Below are 25,550 nucleotides of genomic sequence, written 5' to 3'. Positions count from 1 at the left end.
CAAGCTGCTGATCCTGCGGTCCCTCGACACTCCCGACGTTGCCAACGGCGCCGCGTCGGCCTGGTTGCGGCTGAGCAACGCCTGTCACCTTCACGCCTACGAGCTGCAGCCCTCGGTCGCGGAGATCGAGCAGCTCTGCGGCGTCGTCGCCGAGTTGGTGCCTACTGCGGACGAATCCACGTCGGCGGGAAACTGATGTCCAAACGTTCGACGCGGCGGTAGCCCGACCAGGTCGGCACGCCCGCCGGTTGGCCGCGATAAATTCCGCGCGCCGCGGCGATCACCCGCTCGCGCTGAGTGGGCCACTGCAAGTCGGTGGCAATCTGCTCGAGGACCTCAGCGTCGCGCGCAAGTACCCGGTCGACCACCGTGACGGCGGGCAGGGCGTTGCTCTTGTCGCCGTTGCAGCGGACGCAAGCCGGGACGAGGTTCGCCAGGCCATCGATGCCGACCAGCGACCACGGCAGCACATGGTCGATCGGGTTGTCCGCTGGTAGGTGCGCGCCGCAGTAAAAGCAGTGCGGTCCGAATGTTTCCTTGAGCGGCCCGCGGACCGCCCCGAGCGACGTCCGCTCGCGCCCGAAGAGATGACCGGCGACATCGGGCACCCGTGCGTCGAGGAACTTGTTCATCCGCCGCACGTCCTCGACCCACATAATTTCCAGCGCCGGCTTGAGCAGACCGCCCAGCCTCGCGAGGCCGTGCGCGACGCCGGGCCGGAGCGTAATGGCGTCGCCGCGAGCGCGCAGCGCCGAGCGAGAAATCTGGTCGTGCAAGAACGAGTCGTCGTACAGAAACGGGTCGTTTGCGTGTCCGCCTCGGAGCCGTTGCAGCCGGTGCAAGGGCTGCTGCGCCAGACACAGCGTCACGTCGTCAAGAGCTCGCAGATAGGCCTCGGGTGCGCGAAGCCGTGCGACGTCCACCGACCAACTGTGGTCACCAACGCCTGCCGCTGCGCGCAGCATGGTCACCGCAGCTGGGATTCGCGCCCGCGGCTGGGTCGACTGGCGCAGCTCGTGACCGTCGAACGGCCGGACCTGCGGCCAGTAGATCTCCAACACCCGGTGGGCCAAGGCCGGCAGCGGGACGTCCAATGAGGAGGCCGGATCTTCCGGCATATTCTCGAGGCAGTGCTCGATCAAGCTCATCAGCGTCGCGAGCTTGTAGGTGGCGGTCCGCAGCCCGGTTTCGAGTACCGCAACCAAGCGTTGCCCCAGGAGCAGTGGATCCGCGCTCGCCGCGACAGTCACCCTCGTATTGTGCGCGCTCATGGAGATCCTGCGGACCCCGGACGCGCGATTCGAGAACCTCGACGGTTACCGGTTCTCGCCGCACTACCTCCACGTGCGCGCGAGCGACACGGACGGCGTCCGCATGCACTATCTGGATGAGGGTCCGCGCGAGAGCCGGCCGATTGTGCTGCTGCATGGCGAGCCGACCTGGAGTTACCTGTACCGCACCATGATTCCGCCGCTCGCCGACGGCGGCCTTCGGGTGCTCGCGCCCGATCTGATCGGCTTCGGCCGCTCGGACAAGCCGTCGCGCATCGCCGACTACACCTATCGTCGCCACGTCGAGTGGGTGACCGACTGGCTCACGCAACTTGACCTCACCGACGTCACGCTGTTCGTGCAGGACTGGGGATCACTGATCGGCCTGCGGATCGCCGCCGAGCGGTCCGGCCGGATCGCGCGCATCGTGGTCGCCAACGGGTTTCTGCCCACGGCTCAACGGAAGGCGCCGCCGGCGTTCGCGCTGTGGCGAGTGTTCGCGGTGTCCACGCCCGTGTTTCCGGCGGGCCGGATCGTGCAATTTGGCACCGCGCACCAGATCTCGGCGGCGGTGCGCCGGGCGTATGACGCGCCGTTTCCGAACCGGCGCTACCAGGCCGGCGCCCGCGCGATGCCACGGTTGGTCCCGACGTCACCCGATGACCCCGCGATCCCGGCGAACCGTGCTGCCTGGGATGCGCTGGGGCAGTGGGCGAAACCGTTCCTCTGCGTCTTCGGCGCAAAGGATCCGATCCTCGGCCGCGCCGATCGCCCGCTTATCGAACACGTCCCCGGCGCGGCGGGACAACCCCACGCCCGGATCGACGGCGGCCACTTCGTGCAGGAGGACTGCGGGCCAGAACTCGCCGACCGCGTGCTGCGGTGGCTCGACACCTGAGCCGCTCGGAGGACCCCAACCTCTCCGCTGTGATCTGACTCACTGCTGCGCTACAGTGTGCTCTCAATCACAGCGAGAGGGCGGGCGATGGTCAGTGCGCAAGACGGTCGGATGGAGCGGGCTCGACTGGTATCGCGGAGCCCTCGCGGCTCAGCGGTCGACGGCCGTCACACGCTGCTGAGCGTCTTGCTGGTGCTGATCGGCGTCTCGGCCATCGCCGGTGTCACCGTCGCGCTGGCGCTCGGCGAAGCGACCGTCGCGCTGGTCATCGGCATCGTCGCGGGCGCCTTCTTCTCCCGCGTCTCCTGCTGAGGCCCTCAGCTCACCAACGCCACCGCATGCGCGCGGCGTAACTTGCCCGACGGCGTCTTCGGAATCATCCCCGGCGCCAGCACCGCGACGTTGCGCGGCCGCACGTTGACCTCGGCCAGCACCTCGTGCGCCACCTGCCGCTGGATGCGGTGGACCTCGTCGGCGTCGTCGTGACTGTTCGATTCGACCGCGACGGCGAAATTCTCGCGGTGCAGTCCGGCGTCGAGCCGAACCGCCACGGCACAACCCGGCCGGACACCGCTCACTCGCGCGGCCGCGCGCTCGATGTCGGTGGGATAGATGTTGCGGCCCGCCATGATGATCACGTCCTTCACCCGCCCGCACACCACGACGGCGCCCGACTCGGTGAGATAGCCCAGGTCGCCGGTGTCGTACCAGCCCTGCCCGTCCTGCGCGGGGACGAACCCGGCGACCGTGGTGTAACCGACCGTCACCGGTTCGCCGCGCACCTGCAGCACGCCCACACCGCGCGCCGGCAGCAGGGCGCCGTCCTCGTCGACGACCCGGATCTCCAAACCGTCGAGGAGCCGGCCGAGTGTGGCGAGCCGGCGGGTGCGGCCGCGCGTGGCGGGCACGGCTCGGTGCAGCACCGACAGCAGGTCGGCGTCGACCTCGTCGACCACCAGGCCCGCGCCGCAGTCGGAGAACGACACCGCGACCGTCGTCTCGGCCATGCCGTAAGCCGGCAGGATGGCCTCCGGTCGCAGCCCGAACGGCGCGCCGGCATCGCAAAGCTCCTCGACGTCGGCGGGGTCGACCTGCTCGGCGCCGGACAGCGCCCACCGCAGGCTCGACAGATCGAATTGCCCGGGCGTCGCCTGGCGCCGCAGCCGCTTGGCGAGCAGCGACCAGGCGAAGTTCGGCGCCGCCGTCATGGTTCCGCGGTAGCGGTCGATGAGCCGCGGCCACAGCAGGATGTCCTGCAGAAAGTCGAGCGGCGTCACCTTGACCAGTTCGGCGCCGAAATACATCGGCACCGTCAGGAAGCCGGTCATCCCCATGTCGTGGAAGCACGGCAACCAGCTCACGATCACGTCGCTGTCCATGTCGAACTGCGCGCCGACGAACATCGCCTCGGCGTTCGACACCACATTGCGGTGGGTGATGTGGACGGCCTTCGGCGATCCGGTCGAGCCCGACGTCAGCTGCAGCAGCGCCAGGTCGTCCTCCGACGTCGAAACCGGCTCGGTGGCGTCGCCTTTCGCAAGGTCGGCGATGGTGAGCACCCGCAGCCCACGCGCTTCCAGGACCGGCACCGCGGCCAGGAACGGATCGGAGACGACGACCGAGTGGGCGTCGATCATGTCGATGACCGTCGCGGTCTCCTCCGCCCATCGCATCAAATCGGTGCGTGGCGTCGGTTGGTGCAACATCGTCAGGCACGCGCCCCGCATCCACACCGCCTGCGCGGCCGGAGCGATCTCCACCGGAGCGCCGGCCAACATCGCCACGACGTCGCCGTGCCCGACGCCCGCTGCGGCCAAGCCGCCGGCGATGCGCCGAGCGCGCTGATGGACCTCGGCCCAGCTCTGACGCACCGGCGCGTGCGGTTCACCGGTGACGAAGCCCCGAGCACTTGTCATCGCATTGGCGTACATCGTGTCGGTAAAACGACTCATCGGCATCCTCTTCGCGCGGCACGATGGGTGACCGTGCCGACTGGCTGGATGCCGCCGAGGCCCGACTGCCGTCACCGCTCACCTGCAACGGCGCTGACGAAACCTCCCGTGTGCCCGCGTGACTTCTTTACCCTGTCGGGCGGCGGGAAGACGGCACCTCGGCCACTGTAGCGGGAGCGTTCACGTTGCGGGCGGAACCGCGCCGGAGATCAGGCGGTTTGCGCCAGTTCGGGGAAGGTCTCCCACAACGTGAGGACGCGGGACACCGATCTGCTGGTCACCAGCGTCATCTGCACCGAGGCTGCGGTGCACCGGCTGTCCAGCGACTGCAGCACCAACGCGGCCTCGACGCCGCAGAACGTCACCCCGGACATGTCGAGGACCAGCCAGCGGCAACTGGTGCACTGTTCGTTGACGTAATCGGCGAATCGCTGGGTGTTGGATGCGTCGACGTCACCGGACACGTAGATGGTGACGACACGGTCGTTCGGGCGTTGCGAAACAAAGGATGCACGATCGAAAATTGGTAGAGCTGCAAAAGCAGTCATGAGAAAATCGTTTCTTCGAAATTTCAGGGCCGCGTCAGACGTGCGCACGGCAGGGAATCGAAACCCGGTACGCCTGAGACGTTTCTCGGCTGTGATATCTCAACCTGACTTGACCGTACGCCGCAGCGCCCGCGGAACCTAATGTTTCTGGTTAACAGCTGGTGACGACATTCGGCCCGGGACGGCGGCCAGGCGGTGGCGCAGGCCGGACGCCCGCACCGCCCGCCGTTCGATGGCCGCCCGCACCGACGCCTCGGCGCCGATCACCCGTACCTTGGTCTTCGCGCGAGTGACGGCGGTGTAGAACAATTCACGCGTCAGCAGGCGTGAATCCTGCTGTGGCAGCAGCACTGTCACCTCCGCCGCCTGGCTGCCCTGGCTCTTGTGGATGGTCATCGCGTGCATGGTGTCGACGTCCGCGAGGCGGCTCGTGGCAAGGCGTTGGGTACCGACCGCGGCGGCGAGTCCGGTGGGTGTGCCGACGCAGACGCCGGTATCGCCGTTGTAGAGGCCCAGCCCGTAGTCGTTCGCGGTCACCAGGATGGGCCGGCCCGGATACCAGTCGGCCCGCAGGGGCTCGCCGGTGCGCTCGATGACCCACCGCTCGGCCTGCCGGTTCCAGTAGTGGACGCCGTACGGGCCGCGCCGGTGCGCGCACAGCAGCCGATGCTCGTCGAGCGTCTCCAGCGCGGTTTCGGCGTCGCCCAGGATCGCCGCCTCGCGCAGCCGCAGCGCATGAGGAACGAGCACCGCCCGCAGCGCGTCGGCGGGATCGTCGGTGGCCACCCACTCGATGTGCTCGCCGCCGGCGCGCAGCAGCTCCACCGCAGCGTCGGCATCGGCCGCCTTGATGGCCGCAGCCAGCGCACCGATCGACTCGCCGAACCGGTGTGGCGTTTCGAGTGCGGCCACCCGGACGTCGGTGCGGGCGCCGAGCCCGTCGACGAGGTCCGCGAGCACCGCGCCGGCCTCCACGGACGCCAGCTGATCGGGGTCTCCGACGAGCAGCAGCCGGCTGTCGGGCCGCACCGCCTCCAACAGCCGGGCCATCAGCGTCAGCGACACCATGGACGTCTCGTCGACGACGATCACGTCATGCGGCAGCCGGTTGCCTCGGTGGTGCCGGAACCGTGAGGAGTTGTCTGCCCGACGGCCCAGCAACCGGTGCAGGGTCGACGCCGACAGCGCGGGGAGCCGTTGCCGGTCCTGACTGTCGAGCACGGCGACCTCCAGCCGTACCGCCTCGAGCAGGCGCGCGGCGGCCTTGCCGGTCGGAGCAGCCAACGCGATGCGCAGCGGCGGCCGGCCCGCGCATTCCGCCTCCTCGGCCAAGAGCGCCAGCAGCCGGGCCACGGTGGTGGTCTTTCCCGTGCCCGGCCCGCCGGTCAGCACCGTCAGCGACTGCGTCAACGCCACCTCGGCGGCCCGCCGCTGCTCCTCCCGGCCGTCGGGAAACAATCGCCGCAGCCCCGGCGCCTCGACGTGCAGGGGGGTGGCCAACAGCGTCAGCACGTCGTCGCGCACCTGCTCCTCTTCCCGCCAGTAGCGGTCGAGGTACAGCAGGTCCTGGGCCGGGTCGGACGAGAGCCGCAGCACCGGCGGATCGGCGGCCAGCGGGCTGGCTCGCACCGCGGCGAGCCACGCGTCGGGATCCGGCCAGGGCAGCTCACGCAGGCCGACCTGGTCGGCGACCGAGCGCAGGTCCACACACACCGAGCCGCCCCGCAGCGCCCGCACCGCGAACGCCACCGCCAGTGCCACCGCTTCGCTCGCGTCCTTGCCGAGCGCTGTCAGCCGTTGCGCCACGTGGACGTCCGACGCTTCGAACACCTCGGCGTCGCAAAACGGCGCGAGCAACCCCGCGGCCCGCTGGGCCGGCACGCTCATGGTGCCTCCGGACGCGCGAGCAGGTCGGACAGCTCGACGATCAGCGCCGCGGGCGGTCGCCAGCTGAACACCCCCGCGGGATGCCCGTCGACCATCGGCGTGTCCGGCCCGCACATGCCCCGGACGAACAGGTACAGCACGCCGCCGAGGTGCCCGTCGGGCTGGTACCCGGATGTCCCGGCCCGCCGCCATCGCAAGAACCGGTGCAGCACAACCGAATACAGCAGCGCTTGCAGCGGGTAGTCGCTGTGCAGCATCGCTTCGGCGAGCCGGGGTGCGGCATAGTCGGCAGCCGTCAGTGGCCGACCCGGCTCGCCGAGCCAGTTGGTCTTGTAGTCGACCACCAGGAAGCGGCCGTCGACGCGCAGGACGACGTCGAGCGAGCCGCTGAGATAGCCCGTCAGCGACTGTTCGCCCAACGCACCGGATGAGAGCCGGTCGGCGTACGGCGCGAGCGGGTCATCGGCCCGAAGGTGTCGGCGCAGCAACCGGCCCACGCCGGCGAGCCGCCCGCCGCCGAGCGGGAACTCGAAGTCGAGCTCCCGCAACCGGTCTCGCAGACCGATCCGGCGAAGCGTCGCGCCGGGCAGCAGCGGACCGAGCGGGGTGTCGTGCATCGGGACCAGCGCGGCGGCCACCGCCTCGGGCGCGGCGTCGACGGGCCACCACACCGCATGCTCGCGCACCTTCGATTCGATTTCGGCGGCGAGATCGGTGGCGAAGGGGTCGGCGGTCTCCAGTACCGCGTGCACCAGCGTGCCGAACTGCGCGCCGGTCGGCAGCTCGGACATCGGTGACGGCACGTCGGCGCCGACGGTCGAGGGCTCGTGGACGACGACGTCGCCGCTCTCGTCGTCGAGCTCGACGATCTCGGGTTCGCTCGACACCCCCGTCGCCTCCGCGGCGCGGATGAGCCCGGAGTACGACGTCCGGCGCCACGACGTGTCGATCTGGCGGTGGAAATGGCGCACCGCAAGGTCCGCAGGCCCGTCGCCGGCGGGCACGGCGACCAGCGGCGCGATGACCGCGTCCTCGAGCACCGGGCCGCCGGCATCGGCCCATGCCTGCAGCCGCGCGAGCGCGTCGGCATCGCTGATCTTCGACGGCTGACACTTCTCGGGGACGACCGGCTCGCCCGGCGCGCGGCCGCGCAGCAGCCGTGAGAGCCCGCCGTGCGGCTCGTCCCAGGACGGCGCCCACCACGTCACCACCTGCGACTGGGCGCGCGTCATCCCGACGTAGGTGAGCCGGACGTTGTCGCCGGCTTCCTCGCGAAGGCCCAGCTCGACGACGGCGCCGTGGTCCGGGCTGGACTCACCGCCGATGTGCAGGCAGCGCTGCGTGCCGTCGTGGAAGAGCACGGTCTCACGCGGCCGCACATGCTTGTTGAAGCCGAACGGCAGGTAGACCACGGGGAACTGCAGGCCCTTGCTCACCCACACCGTCATGATCTGCACCGCGGCGGCGTCGCTGTCGAGGCGGCGCGCCCGTTCGACGGCACCACGCTCCTGCCGCTGCGTGCGCAACCAGTCGCGCAGCCCCGGCAGGCTGTGATGCTCGCGGTGCGCGGTGTCGTGTAGCAGCTGGGTCAGGTGCGTCACGTCGGTCATGTGGCGCTCCCCGTCGACCCAACCCAGCACCCGCTTGCCCATGCCGGCCAGCTGCGCGGCCTCCAGCACCGCGGCGACACCGCGCTCCCGGGCGAAGTCGGCCCACCGCCGCAGCGTGTCGGAGACCCGGTCGGTCAGCGAGTCGCCCTGCGCGGCCAGGTCTTCGGCGGTGTGCCCGAAGAACATCGTGGTGGCGGCCGCGCGGGCGAGCCCCGAGCGGTGCGGCTGGTCGAACGCCTCCAGCAGGCACAGCCAGTCGGCCGCGGCGTCCGAGGCGAAGATGTCGGTGTCGCCGGTGTAGACGGCGTGAACGCCGGCGGCATGCAGGGCGTCGAAGCAGGCGCGCGCGTCGCGGTGCGCCTCGACGATCACCGCCACGTCGCGCGCTTGCAGCGGGCGCCCGTCGTAGGTGGCGCCGCTGGTGAGCAGCGCGGCGATGTCGGCGGCCAGATCCCGCGCGATGTAGTCGCGGATCCGGTCCATCTTCACGCTGCGGGTTCCGCTGCTGCCGAACGCTTTTCGGGAGACCACCCGCAACCGGAACGGATCGTTGCGATGCGCGCCCGCCAGCCGGTGGCCGCGGTGGTGTGCCTCGACCGCGTGCGCGACGATGCGCGGATCGCCCAGCTGCGCGCCGCGCAGGACGCACTGCAGTCGCTCGACGAGCACGCCGTCGCTGCGCCAGTTCGTCGCCAGCGTGCAGCGGGTGCCGGCGGTGGCCGCCGCGTGCAGGTATGCGGCGATGTCGCCGCCGCGGAAGGCGTAGATGGCCTGCTTCGGATCGCCGATCAGGATCACCGTCGATACCTGAGTGAAGGCCCGGTCGATGACCTGCCATTGCACCGGGTCGGTGTCCTGGAACTCGTCGACCATGACGATGGACCAGCGCTGCTGCATGCGGGTGCGGGCGGGGGAGTCGGCGGGCTCCAGCGCCGCGGCGAGCCGGATCAGCAGATCGTCATAGCCGAGGATGCCGAGGCTGCGCTTGCGCTGCTCGAGCTCCCGGCACACCTCCCGGACGAATGCCACGCGGACCGCTGCCGCCGAGCCGGCGGGTGGATCGGCCGGCCGCACGTCGGCACTCGGGTTCCCTACCGCGGCCCGGGCGAGGGTGAGCGCCTGGTCCCGGGTGAGGGCGGGATCGTCGCGCTGACCGGCGAAGAGCCGCAGGTAGCAGTCGTCGACGATATCGGCCACCACGTCGTCGAGGCTCTCGACGAGCGTCACCCCGCTGTCGGAATCGCCGGCCACGCCCAGCGACCGCAGCACCCATTGGCAGAACTGGTGCGTGGTGGCGATGGTGGCCGCGTCGAAGCCGGCCAGCGCATCCCGCAGCCGTAGGCGTCGGAGGGCCAGTTCTTCTGCGCTGCCGGTCAGCAGGTGGGCGACGAGCTGGTTGTGACCGACGGCGTCGGGGCGGTCGAACGCCACCAGCGCGTCGAGGAGCTGGCACCGCACCCGCTCGCGCAGCTCCTGGCTGGCGGCGCGGCCGAAGGTGATGAGCAGCATCTGGTCGAGCGTCGCCACGCCCTCGGCGACGTACCGCGTCACCAGACCGGCCAGCGCGAACGTCTTGCCGGTGCCGGCGCTCGCTTCCAGCACCGTCGTGGTTCGCGGGGCGGGCAGCGGGCCGAGGAGGTCGAACGGTTCCATCACGCGTCCTGTTCGGCTCGCAGCAGCGGCAGCCACAGCCGGGCGGCGTAGGCGCCGAGCCGGGTGGTCTCGCCCCCGTACTCCTCACCCGACCGGACCGGGCCGAGCAGCACGTCCAGCGGCGCACCGACACCCCAGGCCTCGGCGTGCGCGGGCTGCTCGTTGTCACCCGGGTATTTGCCGGAGTTCCACGCGTAGCCTGCGTCGAGCAGCGGATCGCGTCGCTCCTCCCGCGCCGCCGCCCACGTGTAGGACGTCTTGAGCGGCAACGGGATCGGCTCGCAGCGGCCGGCGTCGTGGATCGCCACCAGGTCGCGCAGCAGCTCGGTCGCCGGTTCGGCGGGCCGACCGAGCCGGCGCTCGCGCGGCGTCTCGCCGTGCCGGGGGCGGCCGATGCAGACCGCGCTCCAGTCGCGGCGCGGATGCGCAGCGGCCAGCGCCAGCAACTGAATCCACGGCGCCAGCAGGTGTTTGCCGTCGAGCTTCGAGTAGGTGACCTCCACCAGCCGCTCGCCGAACACGCGCGGGACGGTGCCGGTGAGCCGCCGCCCGGCGCCGAGGTCGATGTCGACGTCATAGGCCCGCGGCGACGACCGGCGATGCGCCTGCGCTGCGGCGGCCAGACCCGCGGCTCGACGACAGATCTCGCCGGCCTGCCGCCACCCGAGCCGCCCCGGGGGCAGCGAACCGCGCCGCCACTCCACCTCGCGCGCCGCCTCCGGCGTCATGCCCCGTAACAGGTCGTCCAGCATGCGGTCGCCGATCTGCCACTGCTGCAGGTTGTCGACGGCGACCGGCATCGCGTCATCGACGGTGTCGACGTCCCACGGCAGCGTGTAGTCGAGGGCTCGGAAGAACCCCTTGACCGGGTCTTTGAAGAAGTCGAGCAGATCGTCGAGCGAGACATCGCCGGGCGGTGGGGCCGGCAGCGGCCGATCGAGGAGCCGGGGACGGGGGATGCGCTGGCCGGCGGCGGTGCGGGCGGCCGTCAGAGCGGTGGTGTCGAACGTGAACGGCTGCGCGGGGTTGCCGAGCGCGCCGGGCGTGACGTTGCGAACATCGAAGGGCTGCAACGGATGTTCGATCAGCACGCGGTCGCGGACCCGCTCGGGAGTGGTGGCGTCGAGCGCGTCGAGCAGTTCCGTCAGCGGGACCGCCGGGGGCCGGCGCTGGCCGGAGAACTCGTTGGCGCCGGTGTAGGTGATGACGAGCCGCTCGGTCGCCGCGCCGATGGCGTCGAGCAGCAGCTGACGGTCCTCGGAACGGATGTCCCGCTCGCCGGTGACCGGGTCGCGGGCCAGCACGTCGTCGCCGTCGACGACGCCGAGTCGCGGGAACACGCCGTCGTCCAGGCCGACGAGGCACACCACCCGGTGCGGCACCGACCGCATCGGCACCATGGTGCACACCGTCAGCGTGCCCGTGCGGAAGTTCGCGCGGGTCGGCCGGCCGGCGAGGTGACGGCCGAGCATCGCCTTGACGTCGGAGAGCCGCAGCCGGGTTTCCGCCCGCGGCCCCGCCGCCGCGAGCACCGTCGCGAACTCCCGGTCCACCTGGCTGCGCTGCCAGGCGTCCGCGTCGTCGACCGCGGTGAGCGCCTCGATGCCGTCGGCGAGCGCCCGCAACCACCCGGTGAGCGGCTGGGTGCGGCCCAGTGATCCGACGACACCGTGCAGGCGGTCGACGTATTCGGCGAACCGGCCGGCCAGTTCCACCCGATTGCTGCCGACGTCGTCGAGCGGCAGCGTGGTGTCGAGCCACGCATGCGAATCGTCGGACATCGCCACCCCGGCGAGCACGCGGTCGATGCCAAACCGCCACGTGTTCTGGATGAAGCCGACGCCGTACGGCTTTCGGTGCTCGACGTCGAAGCCCCAGCGGATGTTGGCCTCGCGCACCCAGTCGCCGATGGCGTCGAGGTCGTCGTCGGTGAACCCGAACCGGGCGCGCACCGGCGGTGCCTCGGCGAGGTTGAGCACCTCGGTGGCGGTGGCCCGACCGCCGGCGAGCGCGAGCAGCTGCGACGCGACGCCGAGCAGCGGATTGGTCTGCATGAGCGCGCGGTCGGCGAGCTTGACGCGGAGCCGGTGCGCCGGATGCGCGCCGTGCACCACGTCACCGAGGCCGAAGCCCGCGACGATCAGCGGCGCGTACGTCTCGATGTCGGGGCACATGACGAGGATGTCGCGCGGCTCCAGCGTCGGGTCGTCCGCGAGCAGACCGAGCAGCACCTCGCGGAGCACGTCGACCTGCCGGGCGGTGCCGTGGCAGCTGTGCACCTGCACCGATCGGTCGTCGGCCGCGATGCGCCGGCCGTCGGGCCGCAGGGCATCGGCCGCGAGGTCGGACTGCAACCATCCCAGCAGCGTGTCGGGATGCTGCCCGCCCGCGTGGTGCGCGTCGGCCGCGACCTCGGGCAATGCCCGCTGCAGCTCCCGCAGGTCGCGGCCCAGCGTCGCGAGCAGCGGATGGCCGACGGCGCGGTGGCTGTCGTCGGCGCGGCGCGCGACAGGCCCGTTGCGGCCGGCGAGACGGCGCCACAGCGCGTCGCTGGGATGCGGCAGCCACAGGTGCAGGTCGTGGTGGGTGGCGAGCGCGACGAGCAGTTCGATCTCGGTGACCGCCAGTCGGGTGTGACCGAACAGCGACAGCCGTTCGGGCAGGTCCGCCGGCGATTCCGTCAGCCGCGCGACCACACCGGCGTGCCGGACGTGCGGGGCCTCGGCGTCGACCCGCGCGGTGAGCGCGCGCCACAGCGCGGCTTGCCACGCCTGGTCGGCGTCGACCCCGCCGTCGCCACCCGCCGACCAGTCGACGAGCAGCTGCGGCCGCTGCCGCGCGTAGGAGGCGAACAGCCCCGCGAGCCGGCGGGCCACGGCATAGCGGCGGCCGCGGCGCAGCTCTCGCTCGGTGCCGTCGTGGCACTCGCCGAGGTGGGTGGCGAGCGTCGCGCACCACGGCTCGGCGAGGCTGGCGTCGATCGCGTCGAGCAGCGGCCACACCATGGCATCGGGCGACCACGGATCGTCCTCCGTCGTCCCGGTGATCTCGGCGACGAGTGAGTGGGGGGAGCGGAACGCAATGCCGGCACACACCCCGTCGGTGCCGTCGGCGCGACCGAGAATGCGCGACAGGTGCTGACTCAGCCAGCGTTCCACGCCCTTGGCCGGCACGATCACCAGCTCCCGAGCGAAGGGATCCGGCAGCGGCCTGCTCAGCAGTGCACCGAGGCCGTCGGCCAGCAGGTCGGTGCGCTCGGCGCGGTGGAGCTGGAACGCCATGTCAGGGCGCGGCGTTGAGCAGCTCTTCGAGCTCGTCGACCGTGCGCTCGAGGTCGTCGGCGAGCCAGCTGGTGCTGCGCTGCCGATACACGGTGAGCAGCGAGCGGTAGTACCAGAGGTGGTCCTGCGGGTCCTTGGTGGTGAAGCGCTCCCACAGCGCGTCGCCGTGCCGGCGATAGTCGCGCACCATGGAACGGGCGTTGTCGAGCTTGTCGGCCGTGGACACCAGCAGGGTTTCCTCGGAGGTTTCGCCGAGGTGGTCGATGTAGTGCTGCTTGCGCTGCCGCCACGGCGGCTTGGGCGTCACGACCGTGTCGCTGCACTCGCGGACGATGGTCGCGACAGCGTCTCCGAAGACGTCCCTGATCTCCGCGAGCGTGGCCTCGCCGCCCTGGTCCTCGGCGGCGTCGTGCAGCAGCGCGGCGATCGCCTGGTCCTCGGTGCCGGCGGCCTCGATCACGAGCCCGGCCACCGACAGCAGGTGCCCGACGTAGGGGATGGTGCCGCCCTTGCGTGTCTGCGCGCGGTGCTTGGCCTCGGCGTACACCAAGGCGTCGCGGAACCGCTCGGTGAGCGTGGTCTGTGCCGTCAATGTGATCCCTCCCCGGTCTCACCATAACGAGGGGCGCCGACAGCTCCGCGGCAACGAATGCCTTGCTGTGTACGTCGGCGGTGAGGTGAGCGCCGTCGCATTCGGTGTGCGACGTGGTGAGCGTCACGGTGATCGCCGGGTTTCGCCGGGTACCTACCCGGCCCGGCGGACGTTGTATTGATGAGAAGCATCCGCCTGGACGCTTCCGAGAAGTTCGAGGAGTACCTCATGACCGCGTTAGTGAACGAGTGGGCCACCGGACTTCGGTCCGCGACGGCCACCAGCACCGACGACGCCGTGGCGTCGCTCCGCTGGGCGCGCACCCACGCGACTCGTCTGGTGTCTGCCTCGATGCGGCGCGCCAACGGCGTCGTCCTGCAGCAGCGCTTCACCCATCGTCCGCCCGCGGACCGGCCGCCGCTGCCGATCATCGACAAGGAGCTCACCCGCTGCTGACGGCCTAAGCTCTCCGCATGCCGAGGCGCGACGGGCTCGAGCCGGCTCAGCATCGCGCCTGGCTGCGTTACATGCGCGTGTATCACCGTCTCGAGTACGAGATGAACCGCCAGCTGCAGACCGATTGCGGCATGTCGTTGGGCGACTACACCGTGATGAACGCGCTGATGAATGCGCCGCAGCACCGCGCGCGGCTGAATGTGTTGGCGACGACGATCGGCTGGGAGCGCAGCCGGCTGTCGCATCATCTGGAGCGGATGAACCGGCGTGGGCTGGTGCGCCGTCAACCGTCGGAGACCGACGGCCGGGCGACCGACGCCGTGCTGACCGGCGACGGCGAGACCGCGTTCGCCTCGGCCGCTCCGCTGCACGCGGCGTGGGTCAAGCAACTGTTCTTCACCGACCTGACCGACACCCAGCTCGCCGAGCTCGCCGACATCCTCGAGGTGGCCTACGAGTCGATCCTGCGCCACGGCACGCTGCCGCGGCCGGTCATCGACGAAGACCGGCCGCCGCCGCGTGACTGATCAGATCTGCTCTTGACCGCCGTCGACGAAGAGCTCGGTGCCAGTAATAAAACTGCTTTGGTCCGACGCCAGGAACACCACGGCGGACGCCACCTCGTCGGGCCGACCGATGCGGCCCAGCGGCACGCCGGCCTTCATGGTCTCGAGCAGTGCGTCCTCCTGACCGCTGGGTGCCAGCCCCTTGAGTCCCGGCGTCTCGATGGGCCCCGGCGTCACGGTGTTCACCCGAATGCCGCGGTCGGCCAGCTCGTTGGCCCAGGTCCGGCCGAAGAGCCGGATGGCGGCCTTGGACGCACCGTAGGCGCCGAATGCGTGCGTACCGTTGTGGGCCGCGGTCGACCCGGTGAGCACGATCGACGCGCCCTCGTTGAGCACCGGCAGCATCTTCTGCACGGTGTAGACGGTGCCGAACACGTTGGTGGCGAAGGTGCGCTGCAGGTGATCGGGCGTGGTCTCGGCCAGTGTGGCGAACTCGCCGCCGCCGGCGTTGGCCACGACGACGTCGAGGCCACGGCCGCGCTCCTGCACCGCGGCCAGCACCGCGTCGAGCTCGTCGGGCTCCGACACGTCGCTGCGGACCCCGGTGGCGCCGTCGCCGATCGACGCGACGGCCGCGTCGACCCGGGCCTGGTCGCGTCCGGTGAGGAAGACATGCGCTCCCTCCGAGGCGAGCCGCTGTGCGGTCGCCAGGCCGATGCCCGAGGTGCCGCCCGTGACCAGTGCTGTCTTACCGCTGAGTTGGTTCATGATGCCGCCTGTCCGAGTTGTGCCGATCGCTTACGGCGGACACAACATCGGTGACATGTCACCTATTCCGCCGAGTGGACGGAACACGGCCGAATCGGCGTGTGAGAGCCCCGCAACCGGTTATACAAGCCGGAGAGCTGGATCACTCATCTAGAAGAGGTGGGGCACGTGAAGCGGTTGAGCGGCTGGGACGCGGTCCTGCTCTACAGCGAGACGCCGAACGTGCACATGCACACGCTGAAGGTCGCGGTGATCGACGTCAGCGAGATCTCCGACCGATTCGACGTCAAGGTCTTCCGCCGGACACTGCGCCGACGGCTGCACAAGCTCGAGCCGTTCCGCTACCAGCTCGTCGAGATCCCGGGCAAGTTCCACCACCCGATGTTCCGGGAGCACGTCGACGTCGACCTCGACTACCACGTGCGGCCGTGGAAGCTGCCCGCGCCGGGCGGCCGCCGGGAGCTCGACGAAGCGATCGGCGAGATCGCGAGCACCCCGCTCGACCGCAGCAAGCCGCTGTGGGAGATGTACTTGATCGAAGGCCTCGCCGACGGGAAGATCGCCGTCGTCGGCAAGGTGCACCATGCGCTGGCCGACGGTGTCGCGTCGGGCAATCTCATGGCGCGCGGCATGGACATCGACACCGGCCTGCAGGACGAGCGTGACATCTACGTCACCGACCCGGTGCCACGCAGCACCCAGCTGGTCAACGAGGCGTTCCGCGACCACATGCGCGGCATCGGCCGACTGCCGGGGCTGTTCAAGTACACCTACGACGGCGTGCGGCGGGTCCGGCAAAGCGGCCGGAAGATGGGGCTGGAACTGTCCCGGCCCGTCGAGCCGCCACCGACCTTCATGAACCACATGCTGCGCCCGGAGCGGACGTTCGCCACCGCGACGCTGCCCCTGGCCGACGTCAAGCAGACCAGCAAGCACCTCGGCGTCACCATCAACGACCTGGTGCTGAGTATCTCCGCCGGCGCGCTGCGCCAGCTCCTGCTGCGCTATGACGGCGTCGCCGACGATCCGCTGGTGGCATCGGTGCCCGTGGCGTTCGACACCTCCGACCGCATCTCGGGTAACAAGTTCACCGGCATGCTGGTCGCGCTGCCGACGCACCTCACCGATCCGCTCGAGCGGGTCCGCTACGCCCACGACGCCGCCACCGCCGCCAAGGAGAGCAACTATCTGCTCGGGCCCGAACTGGTGAGCCGCTGGACGAACTACCTGCCGCCGTCGGCCGCCGAGGCGATGTTCGGCTGGCTCGCCACCCGCGACGGCCAGAACAAGCTGCAGAACCTGACGATCTCGAACGTCCCCGGGCCGCGCTCCTACGGAAAGGTGGGCGGCGCGCTGGTGACCGAGCTGTACTCCGTCGGCCCGCTCACCGCCGCCGCGGGCCTCAACATCACCGTGTGGAGCTACGTCGACCAGCTGAGCATCTCGGTCTTGAGCGAACCGGCGACCCTCGAAGACCCGCACGAGTTGACCGAGGCCATGATCGCCGAGTTCGTCGAACTGCGGCGGGCCGCCGGGCTCTCCACCGAGCTCACACCGCTCGACGTCCAGCCCCAGGTGAGCGTCTCGGCCTAGCGCTCAGGGCTGGAACTCGAACTCCGAATCCATGATCTCGATGCCGTGGCGGATGCCGGCCAACGCCTCCTCGCGAGCACGCAGCTTGCTCTGCAGATGGGCCGTGGTGGGCAGCGCCGACAGCTCCTTCGCCACTTCCGCGGCGCGAGTGCGCACGTTCTCCGGTTCGGTCAGCTCGTCGACCCAGCCGGCGGCCACCGCGGCGTCCCCGCGGTAGACCGACGCCAGACCGACCGCGCGCTGGAAGGCGGCCCGGGTGAGCCGCAGCTTCATGATCTCCAGGGCCGCGAACGGCATCGTCATCCCGATCGCCACTTCGATCGCCTGGATCTTGTGCTTCGCCGCCCCGACGCGGTGATCGCCGGCGAGCAGCACGAACGCGCCCATCGCCACCGCGGCGCCGGTCTGCGCCACCACGATCGGCCGGGGGAAGGTGAGCATGCGCAACGTCAGCTCGAACCCGCCGTTGAGCATGTCGATCGACGCCTGCCGGTCGCCGGACTGGAACACCGCGAGGTCGAACCCGGCGCTGAACACCTTGGCGTTGCCGGCGAGCACCACGGCCTTGGCGCCGTCGGATTCCGCGCGGTCGAACGCGTCGCGGAGGTGGCCCTGCGTTTCGAGCGACAGCACGTTGACCTTGCCGTCGTCGAGCGTGATCGTCGCGATGTCGTCGTCGAGTTGGTAGCTCACCGGTGCGCTCATGAGCGGTGATGTTACAAAGCGCCGACTTTGTTCCGCCGTCCGGACTGCGCCGGACGACGATGGCGCGCCGAACCGTTGCCGTTGACGACCGCGTGCACATCGGTGGCGTCGTCGAGCCGGTGTCGGCGCCACCGGTCCTGGATTTCCTCGACGGATCGGTTGACCTTGTCGATCTCGCGCCGGAGAACCTCCGGGCGGGTCTCCTGGGCGGCGTAGTGAAAGTACGTCAGCAGGCTCCGGAGCATTTCCAGCTTCTGCTTCTCGCGCTTGGCGTGCTCGTGGCCGGTGAGCAGTTCGAGCCGCTGCACGGGCTGTAGCGCCGCCCAGTCGAGCACGACCTCGGAGCGCAGCGATTTGCGGCGGCGGGCGCTGCCCGGCCGGTCGAAGAACTGCACGGTGCCCTCGAACCGCGACGCGACCGCCGTGCCGACCTGCTCACGGTCGATCGCCGAGTCCCACACCGTGCGCCACTCCTGGCCCGGCGCCAGCACCGGGATGACGTCGGGCAGCTGCACCGCGACGACCTCGCTCTGCCGGCCCTCGTAGGTGTCCTCGTAGGCCACGACGGTCGGCGGATTGTCGAAGTGCAGCGTCACGTCGTAGGCCGGCGTGCGTCCGTAGTTCTTGACGACCAACTCGATGACGTGCCAGTCGGCGGCGTTGGGCTCCATGAACATCACGACGTTCGGTTGCGCTTGCGCAGCGTTGAGCGCGTGCACGCGGCGGATCTGCCGGTGGGCGTAGAGCCAGGCCGCCACCGCCAGCAGCACGGCCAGCCACGCCGCGAGGGCCAGCCATGCACCGGACCGCACACCGGTCAGCTCGTCCCAGCGGTCGCCAGCCCATTGCGCCACACCCATGTGCTGCTTATATCACAGTTTCGAGCCACCGACTTGGTTGCCGCATCGCGGACTGGGAAAATTCGAGCGGTCGTGGCCAGGCGTCCTTACCGCGCACTCCCGCCGGTCAACCGATGTACAGCAACCATTTGAATACTTTGCTAGCCGCCCATGGCGTCGCGCCACTGCTCCAGGCTGCTGACGCGGTAGACGTAGTTCGTGCGCTTGACGTCTTCGAGCGGCGCGCTGGGTTCGGCGGAATACCAGTGGCCCGGGAACACCGTCGGGTTGCCGTCGAGCTTCGCCAGCTGCTGCAGGCTCCGGTAGATGGCGTCGGAATCGCCGCCCGGGAAGTCGGTGCGGCCGCAGCCCTCCAGGAACAAGGTGTCGCCCGCCACCAGCCGGCCGTCGACGAGGAAACACTGGCTGCCGGGCGTGTGGCCGGGCGTGTGCAGCAACTCGATGTCGATGTCGCCGACCAGCACCCGATCGCCGTGCTCGTGGGCGGTGAGGTCGCTGCGCGCGATGCCGGTGGTGCGCGACACCCAGTCCGCCTCCTGGGCGTTCACGTGCACCGGCACGCTGGTGTGCTCGAGCAGTTCGGCCAGGCCCTTGAGCGTGAACCCCATCATCGTCCCGCCGACGTGGTCGGGATGGTGGTGCGTGACGAGCACACCCGACAGCCGCATGCCGTCGGCCTCGGCGGCCGCCGCGAGCTCCGGCGCCGCGTACGCGGGGTCGACCACGACGCAATCGCCGGTCTCGCGGTCGCCGATCAGATAGGCGAAATTGCGCATCTGCTGCGCGATCATGTCGTCGGCGGCGAAGTCGCGGCCCGCGAGCAATTGCCTGAAGTACAGACGGTCGGAATCGGCCATGCGCCTCACCCTAGGCAAAAAGCCGATCCGTCATCGATGCGTACCAAATCAGCGGTCACGTCGCGGGTACGCGACGAGCATGGCAGCAGTGCAACGCACGTTCGATGTCCTGATCGTCGGCGGCGGCAACGCCGGCGTCAGCGCCGCGGCGCGGCTGATCCGCCGCGGCGTCACCGACGTCGCGATCATCGAACCGCAGGGCGTGCACACCTACCGCCCGCTGCTGTCCTACGTGGGCGGTGGCGAGGCGTCACTGCGCGATGCGGAACGCACCCAGCGCTCCGTAATTCCGCGCGGCGCCACCTGGATCCGCGAGCCGGCGACGGCCGTCGACCCCGCCGCCCGCGCGGTGACGTGCGCCGACGGAACGTCCTACGGCTACCGCGACGTCGTGGTCGCCACCGGGCTGGTGCCCGACACCGACGAGCTGCCCGATCTCTCGGCGGCGCTGCGCAGCCCGGCGGTGGCCAGCAACTACGTCGACCTCGCCGAGAAGACCTGGGAGCTGGTGAAGGCACTGCCCGCCGGCGGGCACGCGGTGTTCACCGTGCCCCGCCCGCCGGTCAGTTGCACCGGCACCACGATCAAGCCGCTGTTCCTCGCGGCGGCGCACTGGCGCCGCACCGGAATCCTGCCCGCTGTGCGGATGTCGCTGATCGTCGATCGACCGGACCTGCTGGGCGTTGCGGCCCTCGACGACCGGCTCCGCCGCCACCTCGACGAACTCGGCGTCGAGCTGCGGCACGGACGGGTGACCGGGGTCCACCCGGACCGGCGGGCCGTGACCTGGATCGGCCCGGACGGGACGTCGCAGACCGTCGACTACGACATGCTGCATCTCGTCCCGCCGTTTCGCGGGCCGCGGTGGCTGGCGGAATCCGGCCTGACCGCGGACGGCAGCCACGGTCTCGTCGACGTCGATCCGCGCACCTTCCGCCACCGCAGCCACGCCGGTGTGTGGGCGATCGGCGACTGCGCGACCGTCGACACCGATCCGTCCGGCGGGGCGCTGCGGCGCCAGACCGCCATCCTGGCCGACAACATCCTCGCCGTCCGGCGCGGCGGCGGGTTCAGCGAATACGACGGCTACACCGTCGCGCCGATCGCCACGGACGCGCACCGGTTGATCTTCGGCGAATTCGACCGCCGCGGCGAGCTGAGCTCGTCACTGCCGTCGTTCGTCGACCCGCTCAAGGCTTACCGGGCGACCTGGGCGGTGGACCGCTACGCACTGCCGCCGATGTACTGGCACCTGATCCTGCCGGGCCGGGCGTGAATTCGGCGGCGGTGCGCGGCTGACCAGCGGTTTGGCGCCCTGATTGCCGACGCTGTAATCTCTACGAGGCCCGTCAGTAGGGTCAGGCCCCCTTAGCTCAGTCGGCAGAGCGTTTCCATGGTAAGGAAAAGGTCAACGGTTCGATTCCGTTAGGGGGCTCGGGTGTTCCGGGTGGCCGCAATACTGGTCGCCCATCGGTAGACGCCCCGCGGCGGTGTAGCTCAGTCGGTTAGAGCGAACGACTCATAATCGTTAGGTCGCCGGTTCGAGTCCGGCCATCGCTACCAGGCAACGAAGACGTACCAAGAGGAGACAGCCGACATGGCGTCCAGCACCGATGTGCGGCCGAAGATCACGCTGGCCTGCGAGGTGTGCAAGCACCGCAACTACATCACGAAGAAGAACCGCCGCAACGACCCCGACCGGCTGGAGCTGAAGAAGTTCTGCCCGAACTGCGGCACCCACCGGCCGCACCGCGAGTCGCGGTAGCTTCTCCTGCCGATTTTCGGTACCAGATCCGACTAGGTAGGTTCTTCGACCGTGCCGTTGTCCGAAGACATCGTCGGGAAGCGATACCGCTTCCCCGACCGCTACGAGGTGGAGCGCGAGAAGATTCGCGAGTACGCCGTCGCGGTGAAGAACGACGACGGGGCCTATCACGACGAGGCAGCGGCCGCCGACCTCGGCTACGACGGTTTGGTCGCGCCGCTCACCTTCACCTCCATCGTCGGATACCAGGCGCAGACGGCGTTCTTCGCCAACGCCAACATCGGGATCTCGGATCGCCAGATCGTGCAGGTCGACCAGGTCTTCAAATTCATCCGCCCGGTCGTCGACGGCGACGCCCTGTACTGCGACGTCTCGGTGGACGCCGTCCGGCAGGCACACGGCACGGACATCATCGTGCTGAAGACCGTCGTCAGCGACGGCAACGGTGACGTGGTCCAAGAGACCTACACCACCCTGGCGGGGCGGAGCGAGGAAAACGGAGAGAGTGGCTTCAGCGATGGCATTGCGTGAATTCGATTCGGTCAAGGTGGGCGACCAACTCCCGGAGAAGGTCATCCCGCTGACCCGGGCCGACCTGGTCAACTACGCCGGCGTGTCCGGGGACCTCAACCCGATCCACTGGGACGACGAGATCGCCAAGCAGGTCGGGCTGGACACCGCGATCGCCCACGGCATGCTCACCATGGGGCTGGGCGGCGGCTACGTGACCGAGTGGGTCGGCGACCCGGGCGCGGTGACCGAGTACAACGTGCGATTCACCGCCGTGGTGCCGGTGCCCAACGACGGCAAGGGCGCCGAGATCACCTTCAACGGCCGCGTGAAGTCCACCGACCCGGAGACCAAGTCCGTCACCATCGCGCTGTCCGCGACGACCGGCGGCAAGAAGATCTTCGGCCGTGCCGTCGCGACGGCGAAGCTGGCGTAACCGTGGCACTCAAGGCTGACATCCAGGGCATGGTGTGGAAGTACCCCGACGCCTTCGTCGTGGGCCGCGAGCAGGTTCGGCAGTACGCCAAGGCCGTGAAGTCCGCTGATCCGGTCAGCGTCGACGAAGAGGCCGCGGCCGAGTCGGGTCACGACTCGTTGGTGGCGCCGTTGACCTTCATGTCCATCTTCGCGGTGATGATCCAGAACCACTTCTTCCAGCATGTGGACGTGGGGTTGGAGACGATGCAGATCGTCCAGGTGGACCAGAAGTTCCTCTTCCACCGGCCGATCAAGGTCGGCGACGCCCTGACGGGCACGATGTACATCGAGACGGTCGACGAGCGGTTCGGCGCCGACATCGTGACCACCCGCAACGTCCTGGAGGACCCCAACGGCGAGGTCGTCATGGAGTCGTTCACCACGCTGATGGGGCACGAAGGCGACAACTCCATCTCGGCCAAGTGGGACCCGGCGACCGGCCAGGTCGTCCGCACCGCCGTCGGCGCGTAGTGGATTAGTACCTGTAGGCGGGTGGAGGTACACTCTGTCCTCGGGGTTCTCCCAGTACATGCGCGCTGTCCGTCGGTTCCGATCGGCCGAACGGGGAGCGCGCAAGTCATGTGGGCCCCACCTGGGTGGGCCCGACGGCTCCCCCGAAGGGGCGTAGCTCAACTGGCAGAGCAGCGGTCTCCAAAACCGCAGGTTGCAGGTTCAAGTCCTGTCGCCCCTGCACACTGGACTCGACAGCGTGTGGACACTGGGAAGTGAACACCAGAGACAGCACACGACTACGGATGGGAAGGGCATGCGGTGAGCGACGAGCGCGACAGTGCCGGCGCCCCCGGCGACGGCAGCGACAGCGATAACGGCAGCCCGGCTCCGGCCGGCGGACGCACCGCCGTTGCCAACCGGCCGCTGCGTCCGACGGGTAAGCGGTCGCGGCAGGCCGTCGCCGGCACCGACGGTGGCAGTGCCGCCGAGCCGGAGACCGACGGCGACTCCGGTGTCACCAAGAACGGGTCGGGCAAGAAGGCGAAGACGGCCCGCAAGTCCGGCCCGTCGCGCAACCCGTTGCTGTTCGTCGTCACCTACATCAAGCAGGTGGTCGCCGAGCTGCGCAAGGTCATCTGGCCGAACCGCAAGCAGATGGTCAGCTACACGACCGTGGTGCTGGTGTTCCTGGCGTTCATGGTCGCGCTGGTCTTCGGCGTCGACTGGGGCTTCGCGAAGCTCGTGCAGCTGGTGTTCGGCGACTGACCGCCCCCAAAGGTTTGTAGGAAGGACCGATTTACCGTGACGAGCTTGGACGGCGAAACCGGCGACTCGGTGGACGTCATCGACGAGACCGACACCACGACTGCTGACGTGACGACTGACGCGACGACTCCGGAGGAGACGGCCCCCGAGGCCGCGCCTGCGGAGGCTCCTGAGGAGGACGTCGACCCGGCGACCGCGCTCAAGAAGGAGCTGCGGAGCAAGCCGGGGGAGTGGTACGTCATCCACTCCTACGCCGGCTACGAGAACAAGGTGAAGGCGAACCTCGAGACCCGCGTGCAGAACCTCGACGTGGGCGACTACATCTTCCAGGTCGAGGTGCCCACCGAAGAGGTCACCGAGATCAAGAACGGCCAGCGCAAGCAGGTCAACCGCAAGGTGCTGCCCGGCTACATCCTGGTGCGTATGGAGCTCAACGACGAGTCGTGGGGCGCCGTCCGCAACACGCCGGGCGTCACGGGCTTCGTCGGCGCGACCTCGCGGCCCTCGCCGCTGCGCCTCGACGACGTGGTGAAGTTCCTGCTGCCGCAGGGCGCGGCGAAGAAGTCCGGCCGGCCCGCATCGACGGCCGGCGCCGCGACGTCGGAGGCCACGCTGGAGCGGCCCGAGGTGCTGGTCGACTTCGAGGTCGGCGAGTCGGTCACCGTCATGGACGGGCCGTTCGCCACGCTGCCGGCGTCCATCAGCGAGGTCAACGCCGAACAACAGAAGCTGAAGGTGCTGGTGTCGATCTTCGGCCGCGAGACCCCCGTCGAGCTGACGTTCGGCCAGGTCTCCAAGATCTAGCGACCCCGGCGCCGAGCGCCGCCCGGATCGCGTGAACACGAAAGAGGAACAATGCCCCCGAAGAAGAAGAAGGTCACCGGGCTGATCAAGCTCCAGATCCAGGCCGGGCAGGCCAACCCCGCCCCGCCCGTGGGTCCGGCGCTCGGCCAGCACGGTGTCAACATCATGGAGTTCTGCAAGGCGTACAACGCCGCGACCGAATCGCAGCGCGGCAACGTCATCCCCGTGGAGATCACCGTCTACGAGGACCGCAGCTTCACGTTCCAGCTGAAGACCCCGCCCGCCGCCAAGCTGCTGCTCAAGGCCGCCGGTGTGCAAAAGGGTTCGGCGGAGCCGCACAAGACGAAGGTCGCCAAGGTCACCTGGGACCAGATCCGCGAGATCGCGGAGACCAAGAAGGAAGACCTCAACGCCAACGACGTCGAGCAGGCGTCGAAGATCATCGCCGGCACCGCCCGGTCGATGGGCATCACCGTCGAGTAGCTTGCGGATCGACCAGACCGGAGCCGAGTAGTTCGGCACCGCCGTGGGAGGGCCAGCTTCGGCCCGTACCGACCACAACCTCTGACATTCAGGAGAGACGAATGAGCAAGACGAGCAAGGCCTACCGCGAAGCCGCGGAGAAGATCGACAAGACGAAGCTGTACACGCCGCTCGAAGCGGCGAAGCTGGCCAAGGAAACCGCCTCGAAGAAGCAGGACGCGACGGTCGAGGTGGCGATCCGGCTGGGCGTCGATCCCCGCAAGGCCGACCAGATGGTGCGCGGCACCGTCAACCTGCCGCACGGCACCGGCAAGACCGCCCGCGTCGTGGTGTTCGCGGTCGGCGACAAGGCCGAGCAGGCCGCCGCCGCCGGCGCCGACGAGGTCGGCAGCGACGACCTGATCGAGCGGATCCAGGGTGGCTGGACCGACTTCGACGCCGCGATCGCGACCCCCGACCAGATGGCCAAGGTCGGCCGCATCGCCCGCATCCTGGGCCCGCGCGGCCTGATGCCGAACCCGAAGACCGGCACCGTGACGCCGGACGTCGCGAAGGCCGTGCAGGACATCAAGGGCGGCAAGATCAACTTCCGCGTCGACAAGCAGGCCAACCTGCACTTCGTGATCGGCAAGGCGTCCTTCGACGAGAAGAAGCTCGCGGAGAACTACGGCGCCGCGCTGGACGAGATCCTGCGGGCCAAGCCGTCGGCGTCCAAGGGCCGCTACCTGAAGAAGGTCACCGTCTCCACGACCACGGGCCCGGGCATTCCGGTGGACCCGTCGGTCACCCGGAATTTCGCGGAGGCGTAGGCCGCCAGGCCGGAGCCGACCATCGTGGCGGAGGCGTAGGCCGCCAG

At 69.6% G+C, this 25,550-nt stretch carries 24 protein-coding genes and 3 tRNA genes; 16 read left to right on the top strand and 11 right to left on the bottom strand.

Annotation, left to right across the window (positions count from 1 at the left end; all coding sequences use genetic code 11):
* Positions 1 to 161: 161 nt before the first annotated feature.
* A complete protein-coding gene (locus tag LV457_RS06545; RefSeq protein WP_232169883.1) occupies positions 162 to 1,271 on the bottom strand; it encodes an HNH endonuclease in 1,110 nt (369 codons plus the stop codon).
* Between LV457_RS06545 and LV457_RS06540 the strand changes: the two genes are divergently transcribed.
* Entirely contained in the window at positions 1,270 to 2,169 is a 900-nt protein-coding gene (locus LV457_RS06540) for a haloalkane dehalogenase (protein WP_232169882.1), read from the top strand. The genes LV457_RS06545 and LV457_RS06540 overlap by 2 nt on opposite strands.
* Positions 2,170 to 2,486: 317 nt before the next feature.
* On the opposite strand, the gene LV457_RS06535 is transcribed toward LV457_RS06540, so the two are convergent.
* From LV457_RS06535 to LV457_RS06510, 6 genes are all read right to left on the bottom strand, one after another.
* Entirely contained in the window at positions 2,487 to 4,121 is a 1,635-nt protein-coding gene (locus LV457_RS06535; RefSeq protein WP_232169881.1) for a fatty acyl-AMP ligase, read from the bottom strand.
* 209 nt (positions 4,122 to 4,330) lie between these two features.
* Positions 4,331 to 4,717: an STAS domain-containing protein gene (locus LV457_RS06530; RefSeq protein ID WP_232169880.1), complete on the bottom strand. Its 387-nt coding sequence runs from the start codon at positions 4,715 to 4,717 to the stop codon at positions 4,331 to 4,333.
* A 90-nt stretch (positions 4,718 to 4,807) separates the two neighbouring features.
* Complete coding sequence (recD, locus tag LV457_RS06525; protein ID WP_232169879.1) at positions 4,808 to 6,556, bottom strand: exodeoxyribonuclease V subunit alpha; 1,749 nt, start codon at positions 6,554 to 6,556, stop codon at positions 4,808 to 4,810.
* Positions 6,553 to 9,819, bottom strand: coding sequence for an exodeoxyribonuclease V subunit beta (gene recB / locus LV457_RS06520; protein WP_232169878.1), 3,267 nt, complete (start codon positions 9,817 to 9,819; stop codon positions 6,553 to 6,555). Before recB ends, recD begins: the two co-directional genes overlap by 4 nt.
* Positions 9,819 to 13,100: an exodeoxyribonuclease V subunit gamma gene (recC, locus tag LV457_RS06515; protein ID WP_232169877.1), complete on the bottom strand. Its 3,282-nt coding sequence runs from the start codon at positions 13,098 to 13,100 to the stop codon at positions 9,819 to 9,821. The genes recB and recC overlap by 1 nt, the downstream gene beginning before the upstream one ends.
* A gap of 1 nt (position 13,101) precedes the next feature.
* Positions 13,102 to 13,692, bottom strand: coding sequence for an HD domain-containing protein (locus LV457_RS06510; RefSeq protein WP_232169876.1), 591 nt, complete (start codon positions 13,690 to 13,692; stop codon positions 13,102 to 13,104).
* Positions 13,693 to 13,872: 180 nt separating this feature from the next.
* On the opposite strand from LV457_RS06510, the gene LV457_RS06505 reads away from it, so the two are divergent.
* Both LV457_RS06505 and LV457_RS06500 read left to right on the top strand, forming a co-directional pair.
* Positions 13,873 to 14,148: a hypothetical protein gene (locus LV457_RS06505; protein ID WP_232169873.1), complete on the top strand. Its 276-nt coding sequence runs from the start codon at positions 13,873 to 13,875 to the stop codon at positions 14,146 to 14,148.
* Positions 14,149 to 14,165: 17 nt separating this feature from the next.
* Positions 14,166 to 14,675, top strand: a complete 510-nt coding sequence (locus tag LV457_RS06500; protein ID WP_232169871.1) for a MarR family winged helix-turn-helix transcriptional regulator — start codon at positions 14,166 to 14,168, stop codon at positions 14,673 to 14,675.
* On the opposite strand, the gene LV457_RS06495 is transcribed toward LV457_RS06500, so the two are convergent.
* Complete coding sequence (locus tag LV457_RS06495) at positions 14,676 to 15,422, bottom strand: SDR family NAD(P)-dependent oxidoreductase (RefSeq protein ID WP_232169869.1); 747 nt, start codon at positions 15,420 to 15,422, stop codon at positions 14,676 to 14,678.
* A gap of 168 nt (positions 15,423 to 15,590) precedes the next feature.
* On the opposite strand from LV457_RS06495, the gene LV457_RS06490 reads away from it, so the two are divergent.
* Positions 15,591 to 17,015 (top strand): wax ester/triacylglycerol synthase family O-acyltransferase, encoded by a 1,425-nt coding sequence (locus LV457_RS06490; RefSeq protein WP_232169867.1) that lies wholly within the window; start codon positions 15,591 to 15,593, stop codon positions 17,013 to 17,015.
* 3 nt (positions 17,016 to 17,018) lie between these two features.
* Here the strand turns inward: LV457_RS06490 and LV457_RS06485 are convergent, their stop codons facing one another.
* From LV457_RS06485 to LV457_RS06475, 3 genes are all read right to left on the bottom strand, one after another.
* Positions 17,019 to 17,720, bottom strand: coding sequence for a crotonase/enoyl-CoA hydratase family protein (locus LV457_RS06485; RefSeq protein ID WP_232169865.1), 702 nt, complete (start codon positions 17,718 to 17,720; stop codon positions 17,019 to 17,021).
* A gap of 11 nt (positions 17,721 to 17,731) precedes the next feature.
* Positions 17,732 to 18,580 carry a hypothetical protein gene (locus LV457_RS06480; protein ID WP_232169863.1) on the bottom strand — a complete coding sequence of 283 codons (849 nt, stop codon included), beginning with the start codon at positions 18,578 to 18,580 and terminating at the stop codon, positions 17,732 to 17,734.
* Positions 18,581 to 18,720: 140 nt separating this feature from the next.
* Positions 18,721 to 19,437: an MBL fold metallo-hydrolase gene (locus LV457_RS06475; protein ID WP_232169861.1), complete on the bottom strand. Its 717-nt coding sequence runs from the start codon at positions 19,435 to 19,437 to the stop codon at positions 18,721 to 18,723.
* A gap of 79 nt (positions 19,438 to 19,516) precedes the next feature.
* Here LV457_RS06475 and LV457_RS06470 point away from each other — a divergent pair, with 79 nt between their 5' ends.
* From LV457_RS06470 to rplA, 12 genes are all read left to right on the top strand, one after another.
* The gene (locus LV457_RS06470; RefSeq protein WP_232169859.1) at positions 19,517 to 20,713 is read left to right on the top strand and encodes an NAD(P)/FAD-dependent oxidoreductase; all 1,197 of its coding nucleotides are present in this window, start codon (positions 19,517 to 19,519) and stop codon (positions 20,711 to 20,713) included.
* An 86-nt stretch (positions 20,714 to 20,799) separates the two neighbouring features.
* Positions 20,800 to 20,872 (top strand) — tRNA-Thr (locus LV457_RS06465).
* 51 nt (positions 20,873 to 20,923) lie between these two features.
* Positions 20,924 to 21,000: transfer RNA gene (locus tag LV457_RS06460), tRNA-Met, on the top strand.
* Between the two features lie 34 nt (positions 21,001 to 21,034).
* Positions 21,035 to 21,202, top strand: coding sequence for a 50S ribosomal protein L33 (gene rpmG, locus LV457_RS06455; RefSeq protein ID WP_232169857.1), 168 nt, complete (start codon positions 21,035 to 21,037; stop codon positions 21,200 to 21,202).
* 51 nt (positions 21,203 to 21,253) lie between these two features.
* The gene (gene hadA, locus LV457_RS06450) at positions 21,254 to 21,733 is read left to right on the top strand and encodes a (3R)-hydroxyacyl-ACP dehydratase subunit HadA (RefSeq protein WP_232169854.1); all 480 of its coding nucleotides are present in this window, start codon (positions 21,254 to 21,256) and stop codon (positions 21,731 to 21,733) included.
* Entirely contained in the window at positions 21,720 to 22,148 is a 429-nt protein-coding gene (gene hadB, locus LV457_RS06445) for a (3R)-hydroxyacyl-ACP dehydratase subunit HadB (RefSeq protein WP_232169851.1), read from the top strand. The genes hadA and hadB overlap by 14 nt, the downstream gene beginning before the upstream one ends.
* A gap of 2 nt (positions 22,149 to 22,150) precedes the next feature.
* Complete coding sequence (gene hadC, locus LV457_RS06440) at positions 22,151 to 22,660, top strand: (3R)-hydroxyacyl-ACP dehydratase subunit HadC (RefSeq protein ID WP_232169847.1); 510 nt, start codon at positions 22,151 to 22,153, stop codon at positions 22,658 to 22,660.
* 147 nt (positions 22,661 to 22,807) lie between these two features.
* Positions 22,808 to 22,880, top strand: a tRNA-Trp gene (locus tag LV457_RS06435).
* An 80-nt stretch (positions 22,881 to 22,960) separates the two neighbouring features.
* The gene (gene secE / locus LV457_RS06430; protein ID WP_232169844.1) at positions 22,961 to 23,407 is read left to right on the top strand and encodes a preprotein translocase subunit SecE; all 447 of its coding nucleotides are present in this window, start codon (positions 22,961 to 22,963) and stop codon (positions 23,405 to 23,407) included.
* A 36-nt stretch (positions 23,408 to 23,443) separates the two neighbouring features.
* Positions 23,444 to 24,211 carry a transcription termination/antitermination protein NusG gene (nusG, locus tag LV457_RS06425; protein ID WP_374198744.1) on the top strand — a complete coding sequence of 256 codons (768 nt, stop codon included), beginning with the start codon at positions 23,444 to 23,446 and terminating at the stop codon, positions 24,209 to 24,211.
* A 51-nt stretch (positions 24,212 to 24,262) separates the two neighbouring features.
* Positions 24,263 to 24,694, top strand: coding sequence for a 50S ribosomal protein L11 (rplK, locus tag LV457_RS06420; protein WP_232169841.1), 432 nt, complete (start codon positions 24,263 to 24,265; stop codon positions 24,692 to 24,694).
* 101 nt (positions 24,695 to 24,795) lie between these two features.
* A complete protein-coding gene (gene rplA / locus LV457_RS06415) occupies positions 24,796 to 25,503 on the top strand; it encodes a 50S ribosomal protein L1 (protein ID WP_232169838.1) in 708 nt (235 codons plus the stop codon).
* The last annotated feature ends 47 nt before the right edge of the window (positions 25,504 to 25,550 follow it).

The sequence above is a fragment of the Mycobacterium sp. MYCO198283 genome (assembly GCF_021213805.1).
GTDB lineage: Bacteria > Actinomycetota > Actinomycetes > Mycobacteriales > Mycobacteriaceae > Mycobacterium.
This window is presented reverse-complemented; position numbering and strand designations above follow the sequence as displayed.